The sequence below is a fragment of the Flavobacterium sp. NRK F7 genome, from assembly GCF_024054195.1.
GTDB lineage: Bacteria > Bacteroidota > Bacteroidia > Flavobacteriales > Flavobacteriaceae > Flavobacterium.
Genome location: NZ_JAMXLB010000001.1, coordinates 979434 through 996905 on the forward strand (window position 1 = coordinate 979434; position 17472 = coordinate 996905).

Sequence of the window (17472 nt, forward strand, 5' to 3'; positions counted from 1 at the left end):
GTTTCTGTTTGCTTGTATTCTTTTCTATTTCTGAAAATTCATTATGTAACCTAACGAACATTTTATGTCCAAATTTAGCTTTAAATTTGTAAAATAAAGGAAAGCGATATGAAAAATATAATTGAAAAAGCACTTTCAAATGCGGTTACTTACGAAACCTATAAAACGATAGTTGCTAAACTTATGGAAGAAGGAAAAGTTACAGGACATACTCAGAGTGAAGCATTATTACATTATTCGCAATTGAACGAAACCAGAATGAAACGTTTGGATAAAACTATCGCGATTACTGATGCTATTCAAAAAAAAATAAAAGAGTTACCCATTTCTTTAACTTGGCTGGTAATTTCAGAAGGATGGTGTGGAGATGCAGCACAATTATTACCAATTATGAATAAGATGGCTGAGTTATCCTCAAAAATTGATTTGAAAATTGTATTCAGAGATGATAATGAGGATCTTATGAATATTTTTTTAACCAATGGAAGTCGTTCTATACCAAAACTTATTTTATTGGATACAACAACGAAAGAAGTAATTGCTGATTGGGGTCCAAGACCATTACCTGCTAAAAAACTTATTACAGATTATAAAGCATTACATGGAGTTATAGATGAAACTGCTAAAATTGAACTTCAAAAATGGTATTTACAAGACAAAGGAATCACCACTCAAGAGGAAATTTATGATTTAATTGCTTCTTACTTGCAAAAAAGAAAAAGTACTTCAGAAGAAATTTTACACTAAAAATTTCTTCTGAAGTACACTAGTGTGGTAAGTTATTTCTAAAATATAAACTCCTTTAGAAAGAATTGTACTAGGTGAAAAGGTTAGAGTGTCACCTAGTACAAAATGTTTGTTAGCGTAAATAAGTTTACCAGATACAGCATGAACACTCACTTTGACTTCTGTATTGATAAACTTTTTGAACGCTACGTTAATTTGATTATTACTAATCGGGTTGGGGAAAAGAAGGATGAAATCGTTATCGACTGGTGGATCAATAGAATTGTTTCTGAAAATAGGTAAGGTTTCGAAACTATTTCCTAATACAGCTCGTGTTTGATCATCTGTCATACAAAGCCAGTCTTTCATAATAGTAGCATAGAGTTGTCTGAAATCAAATTGCATAGGTACTTGTTGATTTACAGCGGCATTTTGGGGCAAATCGGGAGATGAACCAATCATTCCTGATACAGGTTGGCTGGTTCCGATAACATTGGCAACACCAGTATTTAATGAGCTTCCGAAGAAAAGTACGGGAGCACTCGAACCATGGTCGGTACCTAAACTGTCATTGCTTTTAATTCGTCTTCCAAATTCACTAAAAGTCATTCCGGTAACTTTATCTGCTTTGCCCATTTTTTTTAAATCGGCTTGGAATGCTCCAATGGCTTTGGAAAGGATGGATAGATTTTCAGGTTGTCTTCCTAATTTTCTATCCGACTCCATAATTTGATTTTCATGGGTATCAAAACTCTTATGGTGATTTACGATGTAAATAGGGGTTTGTAGTCCGCCATTAATTAAACGTGCCACAATTTTTAGTTGGGCAGCTAATTTATCATCAGGATATGCTGTAGTTTGTTCCTGAGGAACATTATAGGCGGTTTGAATGGTTTCCTTGTAGGCGTTACTTTGATCCTTCATTAAGCGAAGAAACGTAAGTTCTAAGCCATAATCAGTGTTTGGAGCTGGATCTGTTGTTTCATTAATAACATTGAGCAACTGATTGGGATCAGGTGCACTATAACCCATATTAATATTAGGACCTTGGAGTGAAAAAGGAAGTGTTGAACCAATTTGTACCGCTAAAGGATCTCTCATATCACTATTTGGATAGGCTTCTGGATAATTGGGATACATGGCATCTAAAGCTCTACCAATCCATCCCGTATTTAAAGTTTCATCACTTTGAGAACCTGTAAACCAAATATCGGTTGCGCGAAAGTGGCTATAACTAGGATTTGGATAAGAAACACCTTGAACTATCATTAATTCACCTTGATTGTATAAGTTTTGTATTTCCACCATAGAAGGATGTAAACCAGTTGTGGGGTTGTTATTCAAAGTTAATACGTCATTTTCATTTAAGAGAATGTTAGGTCTTGCATTAGATAATTCACTCCATTTATCTCTTGGAAAAACCATATTTAAACCATCATTACCACCACTCATTTGTACAATAACTAGTATTTTACCACAGGATAAGGCAGCATTGGCTAACATTTCTAAATTAGTGCTTTCCAAATGTGAAGAAGCTAAAACCGGAATTTTATTGAATAATAAAGGAGCGGCAACTAAAGCTGAGGTTTGTATAAATTTTCTTCTTTTCATGTTATTTCAGATTACATTAATTGAAATTCAGCTAATTGTATAAGCGTAAGGAATAAACTATTCAAACGACTGCTTACCGCTAGTTTCTTGGTTTCATTTGTTGGATCCTGAATATAGCTGTTCCAAGCTTGTGTCCAATAATAATCGGTAGCTTGACCTGAAAGTAAATTTTGAGTTTTCAGGATGCTTTTTTGTTCCATACTCAAATCAATTGGTAATAGATATTTAATACATTCATCAACCAAAAGATTTGGATCAGCACAAATAGAATTTGAAAATTGGGATACAAATTCTAAAGTATCTGCTTTTATTTTTGTGGTTAAACCATTTCGTGTAAATGTAATACCATAGAAAGCATAGGAAATATAGGCGAAACGTTTTTGAATGGTATTCGAATTAATCCAATATTCATGAAAAGAAGGATTTTGATAAAAAGCTTGCCATCCGGCAACATTGGGAATGCTGCCCATGCTTTGCTCCATATCAGCTAAAAGATTATCGAAACGTTGCCATATATAATATTGCGCATCATAATTAGTTGGATCACTAATAGTAGTGTTAATATTAAAGGTTCTTAAAAACCCGATAAATAAATCCAATGGAGATTTAATATAGACACCTCTGTTTGCCATGTCATAAAAATGTTGGCTTTTAAATAACTTATCTAAAACAGGCAAAATATCCCAATTATTTGCAACAAAATGTTGGGCCAAGGGTTCAATTACATTGGTTTCAATGTATGGATCAATGTCATAATAGACAAAAAAGCGATATAATCTTCTGCAGATATATTGGGAAACGACTTCAGATTTAGAAAAAAGCATATCAATAAAGTCGTCTAATTCTTGTGCGCCTCCACTGTTTATGGTTGTATTATTAAAAAAAGGAGAAAACTGTTTGGTACTGTCATCATGTTTATTAGGAACAAATTCTGTAGTAGGATTTGGTGTATTCAAGTTTTGGACTCGCCAACCTGTGAGTACTTTTGCGGCTTCTATTACATCGGGTTGTGAATATTGACTATTGGAACCCTTACCCAACGTGAATAATTCCATGATTTCTCTGGCAAAATTTTCATCTGGGGCGGTATTGGTATTGGCCTGATTGTTTAAATAATACATCATGGCAGGCTGAGTAGCAATACTTCTAATTAAAGCTTTAAAATTGCCACCAGAGTAGTCTCTTAAATTCTTAATATATAAATAACAAACGCGAGCTGTATTTCCTGATATATATTGGTTTGAACTGGCTTTAATAAAATCAAAATCAACGGGAATAAAATGATACCAAAATAAAACCATTTTTTCTCTTATTGAAATATCCTGATTAATAGCTAAGTTAGTCATCCAGGATGTTAGACTATTCATGCGTTTTCTATCTGTGGTATTTCCCGTATTATTGGTTACAAAAGGATCGGTAGTCCAATCGGCTCCATAAGGTAAATTATTTTCATCGGGTTCGTCCAATTCATAATTATTTATGGGTGGTGATGGAGGAGTTGTGTCAATTGTCAGAATTAAATCGACCGCTTCTATCATAGATAGATTTGTAATCGTATCCAAATCTGATTTTTTAAATCCAAAACCCGTTCTTTTGAGTAAATGAATCGCTTCTTTATCCGACCACGGTCCGTTGTAGATTTCTAAACCAGATGTTACTGGGTTAACTCTTTCTAATTCAGTGTTTTTGGTTGAAGTTACGGTAGATTTTGGGGCTAAAGTTCTTCTTCCGTTAAAAACTTTCCTAGAATATTTTTCAAATAAAGGGTCTTTTTGAAGTATACTAACCTTTGGATTCGTAAATAAATTACGAAAGAGCGCTCTTCTCGTTATAACTTGGTTCCTCATTTGCTCTGTATTTAGAAGGTTAGTTGGCTACAAAAGAAAGTATTCTTGTAGTAACATTAACCCCCATAAATAGGGGTGAGAAGGAAAGGGTCTTATTTGCCTTGTTTAAAAAAAATGGAGTTAAAAATTGAACAAACAAAAACCAAGGTTAATACTGTAGACTTCATCTATAGAGTTGCCAACCGTATATCCATGGTTGTTGCCTTCAATAAACAAACAAATGCCTTCAAATTCGAGACCAATGCTCATTTTCTGATAACTACCTTGCAAATGACCTCTTCCAATAGCAAAAGATTTTCCAATACCATATTGTAAGGTTATTCTAGTTTCTTCTCCTATTTTTGGACTTAATCTTAAATTTGTAAATACAGGAACGGTTACTAATTTATAACTTCCGTAAAAATCTACACCTGAATTTGCACTTAAACCAATCCATTTTTTATAGTGAACCCCTTATCCAAATTTAGCACCTAAACCGTCTGGAACAAACCAATTATCATCTCGAGATCCATCTGAATAATAAGCTCCTCTATTTTTGTTTCCTTTAAATGGAACAATAATATCAAATTGAGTATAAGTGAAATTTTGTGAAGGAGTTTGAGTTTCATTAATGGTAGTTTCTACCTGACCAAAGTTCAATTGGTACACAAAAACAATCAGAAAGAGCGCTTTAAATTTCATGTAAAATATTTTTTTCAAAATTTGCAGGATCAACAGCATTTTTTACGTCATAATTACCAATCTTTGTTCTTCTCAAAGCTGTTAAATGACCACCAGATTGAAGTGCTATACCAAAATCATAGGCAATTGATCTTATGTAAGTCCCTTTGCTACATTTGATTCTAAAATCGATTTCTGGAAGATGAATGCGTGTAATTTCAAACTCATATATGGTGGTTTTTCGAGCTTTAATTTCTACTTCTTCTCCAGCTCTTGCATGTTCATATAAACGTTTTCCGTCTTTTTTAATTGCGGAAAAAACAGGTGGCTTTTGATCAATTTCACCTAAAAACTGATTAGTAGTTTCATTAATTAAAGCATCTGTAATATGTTCTGTTGGGAAAGTAGCGTCAATATCCGTTTCTAAATCATAAGAAGGTGTTGTGGCTCCAAGGGTAATTGTACCGGTATATTCTTTTTCTTGAGATTGAATTTCGGTTATTTTTTTGGTAAACTTACCTGTACAAATAATTAATAAACCAGAGGCAAGTGGATCTAATGTTCCTGCATGTCCAATTTTAAATTTTTTAGGTAAATCATAGCGTTTTTTTAAAACGTATTTCAATTTATTAACCGCTTGAAAAGAGGACCAAGTTAAAGGTTTATCGATTAATAGAATTTGACCATTCAAGAAATCTTCAGCAGTCATTATATAATAGTTAATTCTTTAATAAAAAAGTGAATAAGTAGTATTGCTACTCCAGCTAGAATTCGGTAATAACCAAATACTTTAAAACCATGTTTCGTTAAATAGCCAATGAAGGACTTAATAGCAATTAAGGCTACTATAAAACCAACTATATTTCCAATAAGTAACAATTGAGTTTGGTCTTGTGTTAATTCAAATCCTGCTTTGTAATAATCATATAATTTTTTTACAGTTGCACCTAACATAGTTGGAATGGCTAGAAAAAATGAAAATTCTGCTGCGGCTGTTCGTGATAACTTTTGACTCATTCCACCTACAATACTTGCCCCACTTCTAGAAACACCAGGGATCATAGCTAAACATTGAAAAAAACCAATTTTTAAAGCGGTTACATAGGATATTTCTGTGTTTTCAGAATTTCCAAACCAATCATCTACTTTTAAGAGTATGAAACCTCCTATAATTAATGAAATGGCAACTACAATTGGATTTTCTAATAAACTATCAATAATGTCATTTAATAATAAGCCAAATACTACTGCTGGAATAAACGCTACAAATAATTTGTAATAAAAATTAATACTTTGAAAAAAACGTTTAAAATAGAGAACCACAACGGAAAGTATAGTTCCTAATTGAATGACTATCGTAAAGAGTTTGGTAAAATCATCATCTGCGATACCAAAAAAAGAAGAGGCGATAATCATATGACCTGTTGAAGATACTGGTAAAAATTCGGTTATACCTTCTATAATTGCGAGTATAATTGCTTGTAGTGTATTCATAATTTTACAAAAATATGTTTTTTTATAATAGTTTTAGTTGTTTTTTTGTAGTTTAGTAAGTTTGATTTCACTAAAATTACTCAGCTATTACTGAAATGAAAAGAAAGATTGCTTTATTATTTGTTTGTATGTTTCAAACTTTGATCGCTCAAAATACTTCCAATGAAGAATTTGATTTGATTAAAGAAAAAGTTGTTGCGCAATATATAAATGCACCTTTAAAAGCAAAAAATGAGGCGTATCAACTTTATAGATTGGCTAAAACAAATGAGCAAAAAATCATTGCCTATCGCTATTTAGGTTATATACATGATTATTCAGGGAATGTGGATTCGGCACGTTATTTTTACCAAAAACAATTGCAGTTTTCAAAAGAACATTTCTTGGCAAAAGAACCCTATTATCAATCGGTTATTGATTATGCTACATGGGGAATTAATTATGTGGATACCAATGTGTTAATTGAAGAGTTAACACAAGCTTTACTTAAAATAAATGAATCTCAATTTCCACAACAAAAAGGGCTAATGTACATGCTAATGGGAGATTTGTTTTTGAGAGAAAAGCAATTAGAAAAAGCAAACGAATATTTTGATAAATCTTTCCGACTCATTCGAGGTAAATCTTCCGAACAAGATTATTATTTGCGAAAGAGTGAAGTGGCTCTTAAAAAAGGGGATTACTTGAATGCGAAGGAAAATTTGTTGACAGGTTTTGCACTCTTTGATGAAAAAGACGTGTATGATTACCCTTTGTTTTTAAATAAATTAGGCTATGTGTATCTTTTATTAGGAGATATTGAAAATTCCAATCAATGTTTGTACGAATCGTTGCATTATCAGCGAAAGAATGGTTTTTCTAGTTTGTTATCGAGTACCTATTTGAATTTGTCTCATTTGGCAAGAATCGAAAAAAATGAACGCTTAATCAAATTTAATTTAGATAAAGCTTTAGAATTTAATCAAGGAAATATTTTAGTATTAAAAGATATTTACCTGGCCTATAAAGATTACTATTCCAGTCAGGGTGATTTTTTAAATGAAAATGAAAGTTTAGCTCTTTTTAATAAGATTAATGATAGTATTTTTAACGTTGAAAAAGCAAAGCTAGGAAGTGATTTAGAGTCTCGATTTCAATTGAGAGAAAACAAAAAAGAATTAGCTTTAAAAGAAAAAATCATTCAAAAAGAGCAGAAAATTAAATCTCAATTTGTGATTGGTTTTGGGATACTTTTAGTGTTGCTAGTAACTTTAATAGGAGTGTATTTTAATAAAATAAAGACACAAAAAAAGCTTAGAAACAACCAAAAATTACTTCATGAAGAACAATTGAAGTCCATGTTGGAAAATCAACGTACCGAAATTATAAAGGAAAAAATTAAAGCAAAATCTGAAGAACGTTCTCGACTATCCTTAGAATTGCACGATGGAATTGCAAATGAAATTGGAGCTTTAAAAGTGGCGTTAACAAATGAGAAAATATTAGATGCCAATGCGATTAATTCAGTCGTGGACAAAATAGATAAATTGTATAATGAAGTGCGAGATTGGTCACACGATTTAAATTCAGATAAAATATTAGATATCGAATTTTCGCAATTGATTCATAGTTTATGTTTAATTCCAGAGAAAAAGGGAATAAAGATTCGTAAAAATATATTAATAGACGAAAAAATTAATACCTTAGATGATTCAATTCTATTAAATATTTATAGGATTATACAAGAAGCGATAAATAACATTTTGAAGCATGCTCAAGCTTCAGAAATACAATTGGATATTATTCAGTCAGAATCGGAAATTTTTCTTATAATCAAAGATAATGGAGTAGGTTTTTCAAAAAATAGTTCAAAATCGGGAATTGGTTTAAAAAATATTGAAAAAAGAATTGAAATGCTCCAAGGGAAATTCTACTTAATCACTTCAGATAAAGGAACAACTTTAGATATTAAATTACCCATATAAATGTTACACAAAGTCTTAATAGTGGACGACCACAAAGTTTTTGCAGAAAGTATTGCCTCTGTTTTAAGAAATAAATACGAAGTAATGGAAGTGTCATCTGTAGAGAAAGCATTGCAAATTATAACGTCATTTTCTCCAGATGTGTTGATAACGGATTTACAATTACCAGATCAAGATGGTTTTTTCTTAATTAAAACCTTAAAAAGTAAAGGGCTTAATGTGAAAATTTTGGTTTTGAGTAGTTTAACAAATCAATCTACAATTCATAAGTTAATGCAATTAGGTGTAAATGGTTTTTTAAATAAAAATGTTTCTAGTATTGATTTGTTGAACGGAATTCAAAAAATTGTACAAGGAGACTCTTTTTTTCAAGCCGATATTTATGATGATTACATTAAAAATTTCAAATTAAAATCGGATAAATCCAATGAAATTACACCCAGAGAAATTGATGTTTTGAAACTTATCATAGAAGAAAAAACAACAAGTGAAATAGCTGAAATTTTAAACATCTCTAACTATACAGTAGAAGGCTATCGTAAAAATTTACTTTACAAGACAGGTGCAACCAATGTAGTTGGCTTGATAAAATATGCCATGAAAATCAATTTGATTTAAAAAAATAAGTTGCCCCCTTTTTACAGGGGTTTGTGGTTTTAGAAATAGTATTTTCTTTGTAACACAAACAATAACAAAACAAACAACAAACAAACAACGTTGGGCAACTGTAAATTAAATTAAGAAATACCCTTAATCAATTAACTGATTTAAGGGTATTTTCTTTTATAAGCGATTTTTTTTGATTAAAAAATAGAATACCCCCTTTTTCAGGGGTTTTTATATGTCAAAAAAGAGATTACTTTGCTTTAACAAACGAATAAACAAACAAGAAATAAACAAACAACAATTCGGCGACTGTAAATTAAATTAAGTAATACCTCTTTAAATGCCTATGCTTATTTAAAGGGGTATTTTCTTTTTATAGTGTATTCTTCTTTTTTGAAAACGATGTAAAAAAATAAACCCCTATTTTCAGGGGTATAAAGATATCGAAATAGTGTTTTCTTTGTATTCACAAATGAGTAAACAAACAAGAAACAAACAACAACAATTGGGCAATTGTAAATTAAATTAAGAAACACCTTTAAACGCCTATGCTGATTTAAGGGTGTTTTCTTTTTTAGTTGTTTTTGTCTTTCTTGAAAATAGAATAAATAACAATACCAAAGCCTAGCAATACAGTCGTTGGTGCTAAACGAATTCTTCTAAAGTTAAAAATTTCTGGATTCCAAACATTAGGATCTTCACTTCCACCACCACTCATTAATAGAAATCCTAAAGCAATTACGGCTATACCAATTAATAAAAAAGTATAATTGGTTTTACCAAATAAAAACTCTGGTTGATTATTGTCTTGATTGTTGTTTTTCATATCTGTAATTTCTTTCTAAAAATTTATTAGTAATATACTGAATTGTATTTTGTTTTTATAAAACTAATACAAATCGTCTGTTCTTAAATTTAAAAAACGTTGGGTTGCAAAAAAGGTACTAATTGAAGTAATAATAATTCCTACGATTAATACTCCTATAAATACAATTCCTAAAGAAACATAATCTTTTAATAATCCTAAACTAGGTAAATATTGATCAGCATAATATAAAAGACCAATAAGAGCTAGTATTGCTAATCCGGAACCAATTAATCCTAATTTAATGCTTCTCCAAATAAAAGGTTTTCTAATAAACGATTTGGTTGCGCCAACCATTTGCATGGTTTTAATGGTAAATCGATGGGAATAAATAGATAATCGTAACGAACTGTTAATTAAAAGCATGGCAATAACCGCTAAAAAACCGCTAGCAATAAGCATCCATAAACTGATTTTTTTAATGTTATCATTTACTAAATCTACCAATTGCTTGTCATAAATGATTTCTGAAACCATTTCATTTTTTTTAATCTCGTGCTCAATTTTTTTAATACTATCTGCTACTACATATTCGCCTTTTAAATTAATATCAAAAGAGTTTTGTAACGGATTGAATCCTAAAAAAGACATAAAATCTTTTCCTACAATGTCTACATTGTGTTTGGCTGCACTGTCTTTATGAACAAAAGCATATTCTTTAATAAATCGAGAATTTTTTAATTGCGTATCAAATGCATTCAAAACACTATCCTTAGCTTCATTTTTAAAGAAAACAGTCATTGGAATGTTTTCCTTAAAATCATTGGTTAGTTTTTTAGAATTGATTACAAATAATCCTAACGTACCTAACAAAAAAAGGACTAAAAAAATACTTAATACTACCGAAAAATAAGATGAAATTAAACGTCTTTTGTTATAATTTTCAAATGAAGATGCCATAAAATTTAGAAATATGAGGTAAAAATAGTAAAGAAATTTTGTTTATGTAGAATATAACAACAAAGTTTTAACTTTAATATTTTAAAATGTATTTTTGTACCTGTTTTTTTAAGGAGTAAAAAAGGACTCTAAAATTTTAAAATTTACACTTACAAATGAAATATTTTCATAACGAAATCGAAGCCAAATGGCGTAAATATTGGGCAGACAACCAAACTTTCGCTGCAGAAAATCCTATAGAATCCTCAGGTAAACCAAAATATTATGTATTAGACATGTTTCCTTATCCATCAGGCGCTGGTTTGCACGTGGGTCATCCTCTAGGATATATCGCTTCTGATATCGTCGCAAGATATAAAAGACATAAAGGTTTTAATGTGTTGCATCCACAAGGATATGATTCATTTGGGTTACCTGCAGAACAATATGCCATTCAAACGGGGCAACATCCAGATAAAACCACCAAAGAAAATATTGCACGCTATCGTGAGCAATTAGATAAAATTGGATTTTCTTTTGATTGGAGTAGAGAAGTACGTACTTCAAATGCTGATTATTACAAATGGACCCAATGGATTTTTATTCAATTGTTCAATTCGTGGTATAATAACGATACCAATAAAGCGGAAGATATAGCAACTTTAATTGCTCTTTTTGAAAAAGAAGGAAATGCTATGGTTAATGCGGTTTGTGATGAAGGGATTACTGTTTTTTCGTCAAGCGAATGGAACGCATTTTCGTCAGAGCAGCAACAAAGAATACTATTGCAATACCGATTAACCTATTTAGCAGAAACAGAAGTAAACTGGTGTCCCGCATTAGGAACGGTTTTGGCCAATGACGAAATTGTAAATGGTGTTTCAGAACGTGGCGGTCATCCCGTTATCCGTAAAAAAATGACACAATGGTCCATGCGTATTTCTGCGTATGCCGAACGCTTATTACAAGGTTTGGAAACCATTGATTGGACTGAATCTTTAAAAGAATCACAACGCAACTGGATTGGAAAATCAGTTGGTGCAATGGTTTCTTTTAATGTCACTTCGAGCGGAGTCGAGAAGCCTCTTCAAATAGATGTGTTTACCACACGTCCTGATACTATTTTCGGAGTTACGTTTATGACGTTAGCACCAGAACACGATTTAGTAGCTAAAATTACAACACCAGAACAAAAAGAAGCTGTTGCAGCCTATATTGAAGCGACTTCAAAACGATCAGAAAGAGAACGTATGGCCGATGTGAAAACCATTTCTGGAGTATTTACAGGTGCGTATGCTGAACATCCGTTTACTAAAGAATCCATTCCCGTTTGGATTGGGGACTATGTATTAGCGGGTTATGGAACAGGTGCGGTTATGGCGGTTCCTTGTGGAGACGAACGCGATTATGCGTTTGCCAATTTCTTTAAAGGCACGAAGGGTATGCCTGAAATTAAAAATATTTTCAATCAAGATATTTCGGAAGCGGCTTTTGGAGCAAAAGAAGGCTTTGAATTAGTGGATTCGGATTTCTTAAATGGTTTAAGCTATAAAGAAGCAACGAAAAAAGTAATTGAAGCTCTTGAAAAAATGGGTCAAGGCAAAGGAAAAACCAATTATCGTTTGCGTGATGCCGTTTTTTCAAGACAACGTTATTGGGGCGAACCTTTCCCTGTTTATTATGTAAATGGGTTACCACAAATGATCGATTTGAAACATTTACCTATTGTGTTACCCGAAGTGGAAAAATATTTACCTACAGAAGACGGTCAACCACCTTTAGGAAACGCAACTGTTTGGGCTTGGGATACCAAAACCAATTCGGTTGTCAGTAATGAGTTTTTGTCATCTCGAGCGGAGTCGAGAGACGAGAACAAAACCGTTTTCCCTCTAGAATTAAATACCATGCCAGGTTGGGCCGGTTCGTCTTGGTATTGGATGCGTTATATGGATGCACACAATGAAAATGAATTTGCAAGTAAGGAAGCCTTAGCGTATTGGGAAAATGTAGATTTATATATAGGAGGAAGTGAGCACGCAACCGGACATTTATTGTATTCTCGTTTTTGGAACAAATTCTTAAAAGATAGAGGTTTCGCACCAACAGAAGAACCGTTCAAAAAATTGATTAATCAAGGGATGATTTTGGGAATGAGTGCTTTTGTAATTAGAATAAATGAAAGACAAGATGTTTTTATATCAAAAGGGCAATTTGATAATTTTTATAATTCAGAAAAAAAATCTGATGTTTTAAAGAAAATAATTGACTTAACTGGGACTGATGTTCCAACTTTTAGTAAAATACATGTTGATGTTTCTTTGATAAACTCTACAGATGAATTAGATATAGACAAGTTTAGAAAATGGAGACCAGAGTTCTTACATGCAAAATTTATTTTTGATGAAGGAGATAAATTTAGAGTCGAGAGAGAAGTAGAAAAAATGTCAAAATCGAAATACAACGTTGTCAATCCAGATGATATTTGTAATGAATATGGTGCCGATACCTTGCGTTTGTATGAAATGTTCTTAGGGCCATTGGAACAAGCAAAACCATGGAACACAGCCGGAATTACAGGGGTATATGGTTTCCTTAAAAAATTATGGCGTTTGTATTTTGATGATAATGGTTTGATAGTAACCAATGAAGAACCCACAGCAGAAATGTACAAATCGCTACATAAAACGATTAAAAAAGCCACAGAAGATATCGAGAACTTCTCTTTTAATACTTCGGTTTCCCAATTTATGATTTGCGTGAATGAGTTGGCCCAACAAAAATGCCATCACCGTGCTATTCTAGAACCTTTAGCAATTGTGTTATCTCCTTATGCACCTCATATTGCAGAAGAATTGTGGAGCGCTTTAGGTCATGCTGGTTCGATTGCGAAAGTACCGTTTCCAATTTTTGAAGAAAAATATTTGGTGGAAAGCGAAAAAGAATATCCCGTTTCTTTTAATGGAAAAATGCGATTTACGATGAAATTGCCATTGGATTTAACCAAGGAACAAATAGAAGAAATTGTTATGGCAGATGAAAGAACGCAAAATCAGTTACAAGGAAGAACACCCAATAAAGTAATTATCGTTCCAGGAAAAATTATCAATTTAGTAGGATAGATTTTTTATCTTTTATAGTACATCCCAAACAGACAGAAATGGTTTGTTTGGGATTTTTTTATTGAAAATTCTTATAAAAAGGCATGAAATATCTAAAAAAAACCTTAAAATTAGATTTTTACACAATAAATTCGTTTTTTTTTCATTTATTGTAATAAACAAACAATAAAGGATTTATTTCTTGAAGTAGAAATATGCCCTTTTTAAATTATCAAACCAATCTATCATGACTAAACTATCTAAAAAAATGATGGTTGCACTATTGTGTTTTAGTGCTTCCTTGTCTGTGTCTGTTGCACAGGAAAACGAACCAAAAATTGCAACTGATTTAAACACTTTAATTACTAAATCTTCCAGTTACCAAAACTACAAAGTAATCGAAAAAAATGCTATTTATGGTTTTCAAAACAGTTTAAACACTTTTATTAAAGAACAAGAGCAAATTCAAAATACATTAAATAAAGAAATTGCTGAAAATAAAAAAAGTATTTTGTTGCTTCAAAATGAAATTCAGGAATTAAAGCAGAATAATGCCGTTTTGACAGAAGAGAAGGCAAGCATTTCTTTTTTAGGAATGTTAGTTAGTAAAGATAGTTATTCGGTTACGATGTGGACCCTATTTTTAGGTACACTTGCAGTGGCGGGTATTTTATTTTACAAATTTAAAACGGCAAATGCAGTAACCAGTCATTCTAAAACAGTATTAAAGGATTTAGAAGAAGAATATGAATCCTACCGAAGAGTTTGTATCGAAAGAGAACAAAGTTTACGTAGACAATTATTTGAAGAAGCTAAAAAAAATAAAGAGCTAAAAAACGTTTCCTAAATTGTTTTTCAATCCTTTTTTTGTAACATTTTTCATTTTTTGCGTATAATAAGTAACTAAAAACTTAAAAAAATGGAAAAAAGAAATGCAGGAAAAGTAATAATCGGAGTTATGTTTTTTATTTTTCTTTTCGTAGCCTTATTAATGTTTGGTTTACCAAGATATAACGTTTGGCAACAAGAAATGGCAGGAAAAGCGGAAATGGCAAAAGCAGAACAAAACCGAAGAATTTTGGTGGAAGAAGCCAAAGCCAAATTAGAAGCTGAGAAATTGAATGCGCAAGCAGAAATAGAAAGAGCAAAAGGGATGGCAGAAGCCATGCGTGTAGAAAATGGAACGTTGAGTGAAACCTACAATCAATATTTGTTCATTCGTACCTTAGAAAAATTAGCAGATAAAGGCGATTTACCACAAATTATTTATGTTCCATCTAATGGATTATTACCAGTAATGGATGTGAATAAAACAAAATCACCAACGAATTAAAAATATAAAAAATGGGGCCAAAAGCCCCATTTTTTTATCATTCTATTGTAAGAATAATTTTTCAAAAATTATTCTTTATTTGCATTTTCAAAATTCATGTTCGGATTTAAACGCGCAATTTTAGTAGACTCAGAAGCAACTAATTCCTCATATTTTTCTAATCCTTTTTGAATGGTTTCCGATTGGTCATTTGCAGTTTCTTTTTCGTCTTGAACCATTTCTTTTCCTTTAGTAAGTGCTTTGTTAAATAATTTTTTATGATTAGCAACATTTGGATCATAAGGAATTAGATTAACTCCAGCAACAAAAGCGCCCATTTGTGGAGAAACATTTATCACATAAGTTTTATTGGCTTCTAGATTTGCGATTACATAATCCCTGTTTTCTGAGGTTGCCCAAAATAAATGTTCGCCTGGTTCACATTCGTAAGTGAAATATTTTTTAGAAGACAAAGTTCCTAAAAAGGTGTCTTTGTCAAATACTTTAAAATTAACTAAAAAAGCAACAGCAGTGGGTCTAATAAAATAAACTAAACTTTTTCCTTCTGTTGGTTTTTTAATTTCAATAGTTTCCTGAGAGAAAGTCTTTGAAAAAGCTAGTAAAGTAAAAATTAAGATTCCTAATCGTTGAATTGATTTCATTTTAAAATGTATAATATTAATGTTTGTTGATTTCTTATTTAATTGGAGAAAGAATGAAAAACAAATCTAAAAACATGTTTTTGTATTTCTAATTTAATTGTTTTTTTGGTTTGCAAAAATATTAGAAAAAATGAATCTAGACTATTTAGTTTTAATAATTTATTCAATTTTTATAATAAGTTCGGTTAATTAAAAATACACTAGAAATGTTTTTGCTGTAGTAAGCAATTTAAAAAAATGGGACAGAAGGTCCCATTTTAACAAAACAAATTATAATAGTTTAAATGCTTCTACTATTATTTTTTTTAAAGTTGTTGGTTCGTGATTTGTCTTGTTCCTCTTGGACAAATTACTACAGCAGTACTGCCTTCTTCACCTGCATCCCAAGTGTAATTACCATTTGTGTCCACAAAACTTACATAGGTTATTGTAGTGGTACCATCACCATTATCTACAGAAGTACTGTATGATACTCTTCCAGAACCTTTAATTGCTGAACTTTCTTCATTTGTTAATGCGAATTTTTTGAAATTTTCCATGATTATTTGTTTTAAAATTTAGGTACGCAAACCATTTTAGTCAATTGCGTTTTTGACTTTTATCTATCATTTATTTGTGTGTTTTTATTCATATAAAGTAGCAATGTTTAAACTGGCATAACCAATGCTAGTGGTATTGACCGTAGCTGTTTTTTTAAGATCTGAGCCAATAAAAATTTTCCCAGTAACTACTTCATTAACTTGTCCTGATCCACTTACTTCCGATCCTGCGGTTAAGACTACCGCAGTTGTAGCGCTTGGATTGTTAAGGGTAATTTCTTTAGACCAAGGCAAGCTAATATTATCTTCAATTTGGTTTACACCATCAGGATTCGTATATACTACGATTAAGGTACCTGAATATGTACCACTAAGTTCATATTTTATAATTTTTGAATTGGAAGATGGAGTGTCATCTTTACTGCATGAAATAGTTGTGAAGATGAAAATAGCGACAAGATTTCTTAGAATTTTGTTCATTTGTATAGTTTTTATATTAATTTAATTTTACTTCAATAATGTCACCTGAATTCGAGATTTCAACGAATTTTTCAACTCTATGATGGTCTACTACGTTGTAGTTTTCTTTTTGGTAAAATTGAGTTCCATAGGAGTTTGTTCCAACGACTACATCTCTAGAATAAGTTTTAGAAGTAGACATGAAGGCTTGTAAGAAATATTTTCCTGGTTTCATTTCCTTAAATTCAAACCGGCCATAATCATCCGTATAGGTTTCTAATCGCATGGAATAAGCTTCATCTGATAAGTAAACAACCGTTTTTTTGTTTTCTTTCTTTTCTCTTAACTGATACCAAACCATAAAATAATCCGTAACAGGATATAAATCTACTTTTATCCCTCTTCCAAAAGACTTTGCTCCAGTAACTGATAATTTATTGGTAGATTTATATAAAACGCCTTTAATTAATCCATTTCCTTTTTCCAATTGTTTTTTTGCAGCATCAGCATTGAAATTGAATTCAGGATATACTATTGTTGTTTTATTTTTTTCGGCTAATCGATCTGCATTTTTTATTGGATTGCAACTCAAGAAAGAAAATAAGATACTTATAATGAATAAGTGTTTCATGTTAATTTGATTTTAAATTCAAAATAATTTTGATGATTATTACGTTGTAAAATTGTATAGTTTTTTCATCTTTAAAAAACAGATTGTCATAGCTTTTATAAAATACAGTCCTTTATTTT

18 protein-coding genes are annotated in these 17472 nt (G+C 31.4%); 6 read left to right on the forward strand and 12 right to left on the reverse strand.

Annotation, left to right across the window (positions count from 1 at the left end):
* Window positions 1-108 precede the first annotated feature (108 nt).
* Entirely contained in the window at window positions 109-747 is a 639-nt protein-coding gene (locus NHF47_RS04130; protein ID WP_252763748.1) for a thioredoxin family protein, read from the forward strand.
* Here the strand turns inward: NHF47_RS04130 and NHF47_RS04135 are convergent.
* The 6 genes from NHF47_RS04135 to NHF47_RS04155 all read right to left on the reverse strand — a co-directional run bounded on the left by NHF47_RS04135 (window position 739) and on the right by NHF47_RS04155 (window position 6338).
* Complete coding sequence (locus NHF47_RS04135) at window positions 739-2337, reverse strand: DUF1501 domain-containing protein (RefSeq protein ID WP_252763749.1); 1599 nt, start codon at window positions 2335-2337, stop codon at window positions 739-741. The genes NHF47_RS04130 and NHF47_RS04135 overlap by 9 nt on opposite strands.
* 11 nt (window positions 2338-2348) lie before the next feature.
* Window positions 2349-4184, reverse strand: a complete 1836-nt coding sequence (locus tag NHF47_RS04140) for a DUF1800 family protein (RefSeq protein WP_252763750.1) — start codon at window positions 4182-4184, stop codon at window positions 2349-2351.
* A gap of 120 nt (window positions 4185-4304) precedes the next feature.
* Entirely contained in the window at window positions 4305-4433 is a 129-nt protein-coding gene (locus tag NHF47_RS17240; protein WP_256476859.1) for a hypothetical protein, read from the reverse strand.
* Between the two features lie 204 nt (window positions 4434-4637).
* Window positions 4638-4865, reverse strand: coding sequence for a hypothetical protein (locus NHF47_RS04145; protein ID WP_252763751.1), 228 nt, complete (start codon window positions 4863-4865; stop codon window positions 4638-4640).
* The gene (gene truB / locus NHF47_RS04150; RefSeq protein WP_252763752.1) at window positions 4855-5553 is read right to left on the reverse strand and encodes a tRNA pseudouridine(55) synthase TruB; all 699 of its coding nucleotides are present in this window, start codon (window positions 5551-5553) and stop codon (window positions 4855-4857) included. The genes NHF47_RS04145 and truB overlap by 11 nt, the downstream gene beginning before the upstream one ends.
* On the reverse strand, window positions 5553-6338 hold the full coding sequence (locus NHF47_RS04155) for an undecaprenyl-diphosphate phosphatase (RefSeq protein WP_252763753.1): 786 nt from the start codon (window positions 6336-6338) through the stop codon (window positions 5553-5555). Before NHF47_RS04155 ends, truB begins: the two co-directional genes overlap by 1 nt.
* A gap of 95 nt (window positions 6339-6433) precedes the next feature.
* Between NHF47_RS04155 and NHF47_RS04160 the strand changes: the two genes are divergently transcribed.
* Window positions 6434-8302 carry an ATP-binding protein gene (locus NHF47_RS04160; RefSeq protein ID WP_252763754.1) on the forward strand — a complete coding sequence of 623 codons (1869 nt, stop codon included), beginning with the start codon at window positions 6434-6436 and terminating at the stop codon, window positions 8300-8302.
* Complete coding sequence (locus NHF47_RS04165; RefSeq protein ID WP_252763755.1) at window positions 8303-8920, forward strand: response regulator transcription factor; 618 nt, start codon at window positions 8303-8305, stop codon at window positions 8918-8920.
* A 562-nt stretch (window positions 8921-9482) separates the two neighbouring features.
* On the opposite strand, the gene NHF47_RS04170 is transcribed toward NHF47_RS04165, so the two are convergent.
* Window positions 9483-9734, reverse strand: a complete 252-nt coding sequence (locus NHF47_RS04170) for a DUF3098 domain-containing protein (RefSeq protein ID WP_252763756.1) — start codon at window positions 9732-9734, stop codon at window positions 9483-9485.
* 63 nt (window positions 9735-9797) lie between these two features.
* Window positions 9798-10673 carry an ABC transporter permease gene (locus tag NHF47_RS04175; protein ID WP_252763757.1) on the reverse strand — a complete coding sequence of 292 codons (876 nt, stop codon included), beginning with the start codon at window positions 10671-10673 and terminating at the stop codon, window positions 9798-9800.
* 155 nt (window positions 10674-10828) lie between these two features.
* Between NHF47_RS04175 and NHF47_RS04180 the strand changes: the two genes are divergently transcribed.
* From NHF47_RS04180 to NHF47_RS04190, 3 genes are all read left to right on the forward strand, one after another.
* Window positions 10829-13771 (forward strand): leucine--tRNA ligase, encoded by a 2943-nt coding sequence (locus NHF47_RS04180; RefSeq protein ID WP_252763758.1) that lies wholly within the window; start codon window positions 10829-10831, stop codon window positions 13769-13771.
* Window positions 13772-13997: 226 nt separating this feature from the next.
* Entirely contained in the window at window positions 13998-14597 is a 600-nt protein-coding gene (locus NHF47_RS04185; RefSeq protein WP_252763759.1) for a hypothetical protein, read from the forward strand.
* Between the two features lie 72 nt (window positions 14598-14669).
* A complete protein-coding gene (locus tag NHF47_RS04190) occupies window positions 14670-15083 on the forward strand; it encodes a hypothetical protein (protein ID WP_252763760.1) in 414 nt (137 codons plus the stop codon).
* 68 nt (window positions 15084-15151) lie between these two features.
* Here the strand turns inward: NHF47_RS04190 and NHF47_RS04195 are convergent, their stop codons facing one another.
* The 4 genes from NHF47_RS04195 to NHF47_RS04210 all read right to left on the reverse strand — a co-directional run bounded on the left by NHF47_RS04195 (window position 15152) and on the right by NHF47_RS04210 (window position 17353).
* On the reverse strand, window positions 15152-15724 hold the full coding sequence (locus tag NHF47_RS04195) for a DUF2846 domain-containing protein (RefSeq protein WP_252763761.1): 573 nt from the start codon (window positions 15722-15724) through the stop codon (window positions 15152-15154).
* A gap of 305 nt (window positions 15725-16029) precedes the next feature.
* Window positions 16030-16263, reverse strand: a complete 234-nt coding sequence (locus NHF47_RS04200; RefSeq protein WP_252763762.1) for a hypothetical protein — start codon at window positions 16261-16263, stop codon at window positions 16030-16032.
* A gap of 84 nt (window positions 16264-16347) precedes the next feature.
* Window positions 16348-16743 carry an MmpS family transport accessory protein gene (locus NHF47_RS04205; RefSeq protein ID WP_252763763.1) on the reverse strand — a complete coding sequence of 132 codons (396 nt, stop codon included), beginning with the start codon at window positions 16741-16743 and terminating at the stop codon, window positions 16348-16350.
* Window positions 16744-16759: 16 nt separating this feature from the next.
* Window positions 16760-17353, reverse strand: coding sequence for a hypothetical protein (locus tag NHF47_RS04210; protein ID WP_252763764.1), 594 nt, complete (start codon window positions 17351-17353; stop codon window positions 16760-16762).
* Window positions 17354-17472 lie beyond the last annotated feature (119 nt).

What these genes read in the sequence shown, in the direction of transcription:
- NHF47_RS04155 (WP_252763753.1), bottom strand. Translation starts at nt 6,338, where the DNA reads ATGAATACACTACAAGCAATTATACTCGCAATTATAGAAGGTATAACC.
- NHF47_RS04200 (WP_252763762.1), bottom strand. Translation starts at nt 16,263, where the DNA reads ATGGAAAATTTCAAAAAATTCGCATTAACAAATGAAGAAAGTTCAGCA.
- NHF47_RS17240 (WP_256476859.1), bottom strand. Translation starts at nt 4,433, where the DNA reads ATGAGCATTGGTCTCGAATTTGAAGGCATTTGTTTGTTTATTGAAGGC.
- NHF47_RS04130 (WP_252763748.1), top strand. Translation starts at nt 109, where the DNA reads ATGAAAAATATAATTGAAAAAGCACTTTCAAATGCGGTTACTTACGAA.
- NHF47_RS04165 (WP_252763755.1), top strand. Translation starts at nt 8,303, where the DNA reads ATGTTACACAAAGTCTTAATAGTGGACGACCACAAAGTTTTTGCAGAA.
- NHF47_RS04180 (WP_252763758.1), top strand. Translation starts at nt 10,829, where the DNA reads ATGAAATATTTTCATAACGAAATCGAAGCCAAATGGCGTAAATATTGG.
- NHF47_RS04160 (WP_252763754.1), top strand. Translation starts at nt 6,434, where the DNA reads ATGAAAAGAAAGATTGCTTTATTATTTGTTTGTATGTTTCAAACTTTG.
- NHF47_RS04140 (WP_252763750.1), bottom strand. Translation starts at nt 4,184, where the DNA reads ATGAGGAACCAAGTTATAACGAGAAGAGCGCTCTTTCGTAATTTATTT.
- NHF47_RS04185 (WP_252763759.1), top strand. Translation starts at nt 13,998, where the DNA reads ATGACTAAACTATCTAAAAAAATGATGGTTGCACTATTGTGTTTTAGT.
- NHF47_RS04205 (WP_252763763.1), bottom strand. Translation starts at nt 16,743, where the DNA reads ATGAACAAAATTCTAAGAAATCTTGTCGCTATTTTCATCTTCACAACT.
- NHF47_RS04210 (WP_252763764.1), bottom strand. Translation starts at nt 17,353, where the DNA reads ATGAAACACTTATTCATTATAAGTATCTTATTTTCTTTCTTGAGTTGC.
- NHF47_RS04195 (WP_252763761.1), bottom strand. Translation starts at nt 15,724, where the DNA reads ATGAAATCAATTCAACGATTAGGAATCTTAATTTTTACTTTACTAGCT.
- NHF47_RS04170 (WP_252763756.1), bottom strand. Translation starts at nt 9,734, where the DNA reads ATGAAAAACAACAATCAAGACAATAATCAACCAGAGTTTTTATTTGGT.
- NHF47_RS04135 (WP_252763749.1), bottom strand. Translation starts at nt 2,337, where the DNA reads ATGAAAAGAAGAAAATTTATACAAACCTCAGCTTTAGTTGCCGCTCCT.
- NHF47_RS04145 (WP_252763751.1), bottom strand. Translation starts at nt 4,865, where the DNA reads ATGAAATTTAAAGCGCTCTTTCTGATTGTTTTTGTGTACCAATTGAAC.
- NHF47_RS04175 (WP_252763757.1), bottom strand. Translation starts at nt 10,673, where the DNA reads ATGGCATCTTCATTTGAAAATTATAACAAAAGACGTTTAATTTCATCT.
- truB (WP_252763752.1), bottom strand. Translation starts at nt 5,553, where the DNA reads ATGACTGCTGAAGATTTCTTGAATGGTCAAATTCTATTAATCGATAAA.
- NHF47_RS04190 (WP_252763760.1), top strand. Translation starts at nt 14,670, where the DNA reads ATGGAAAAAAGAAATGCAGGAAAAGTAATAATCGGAGTTATGTTTTTT.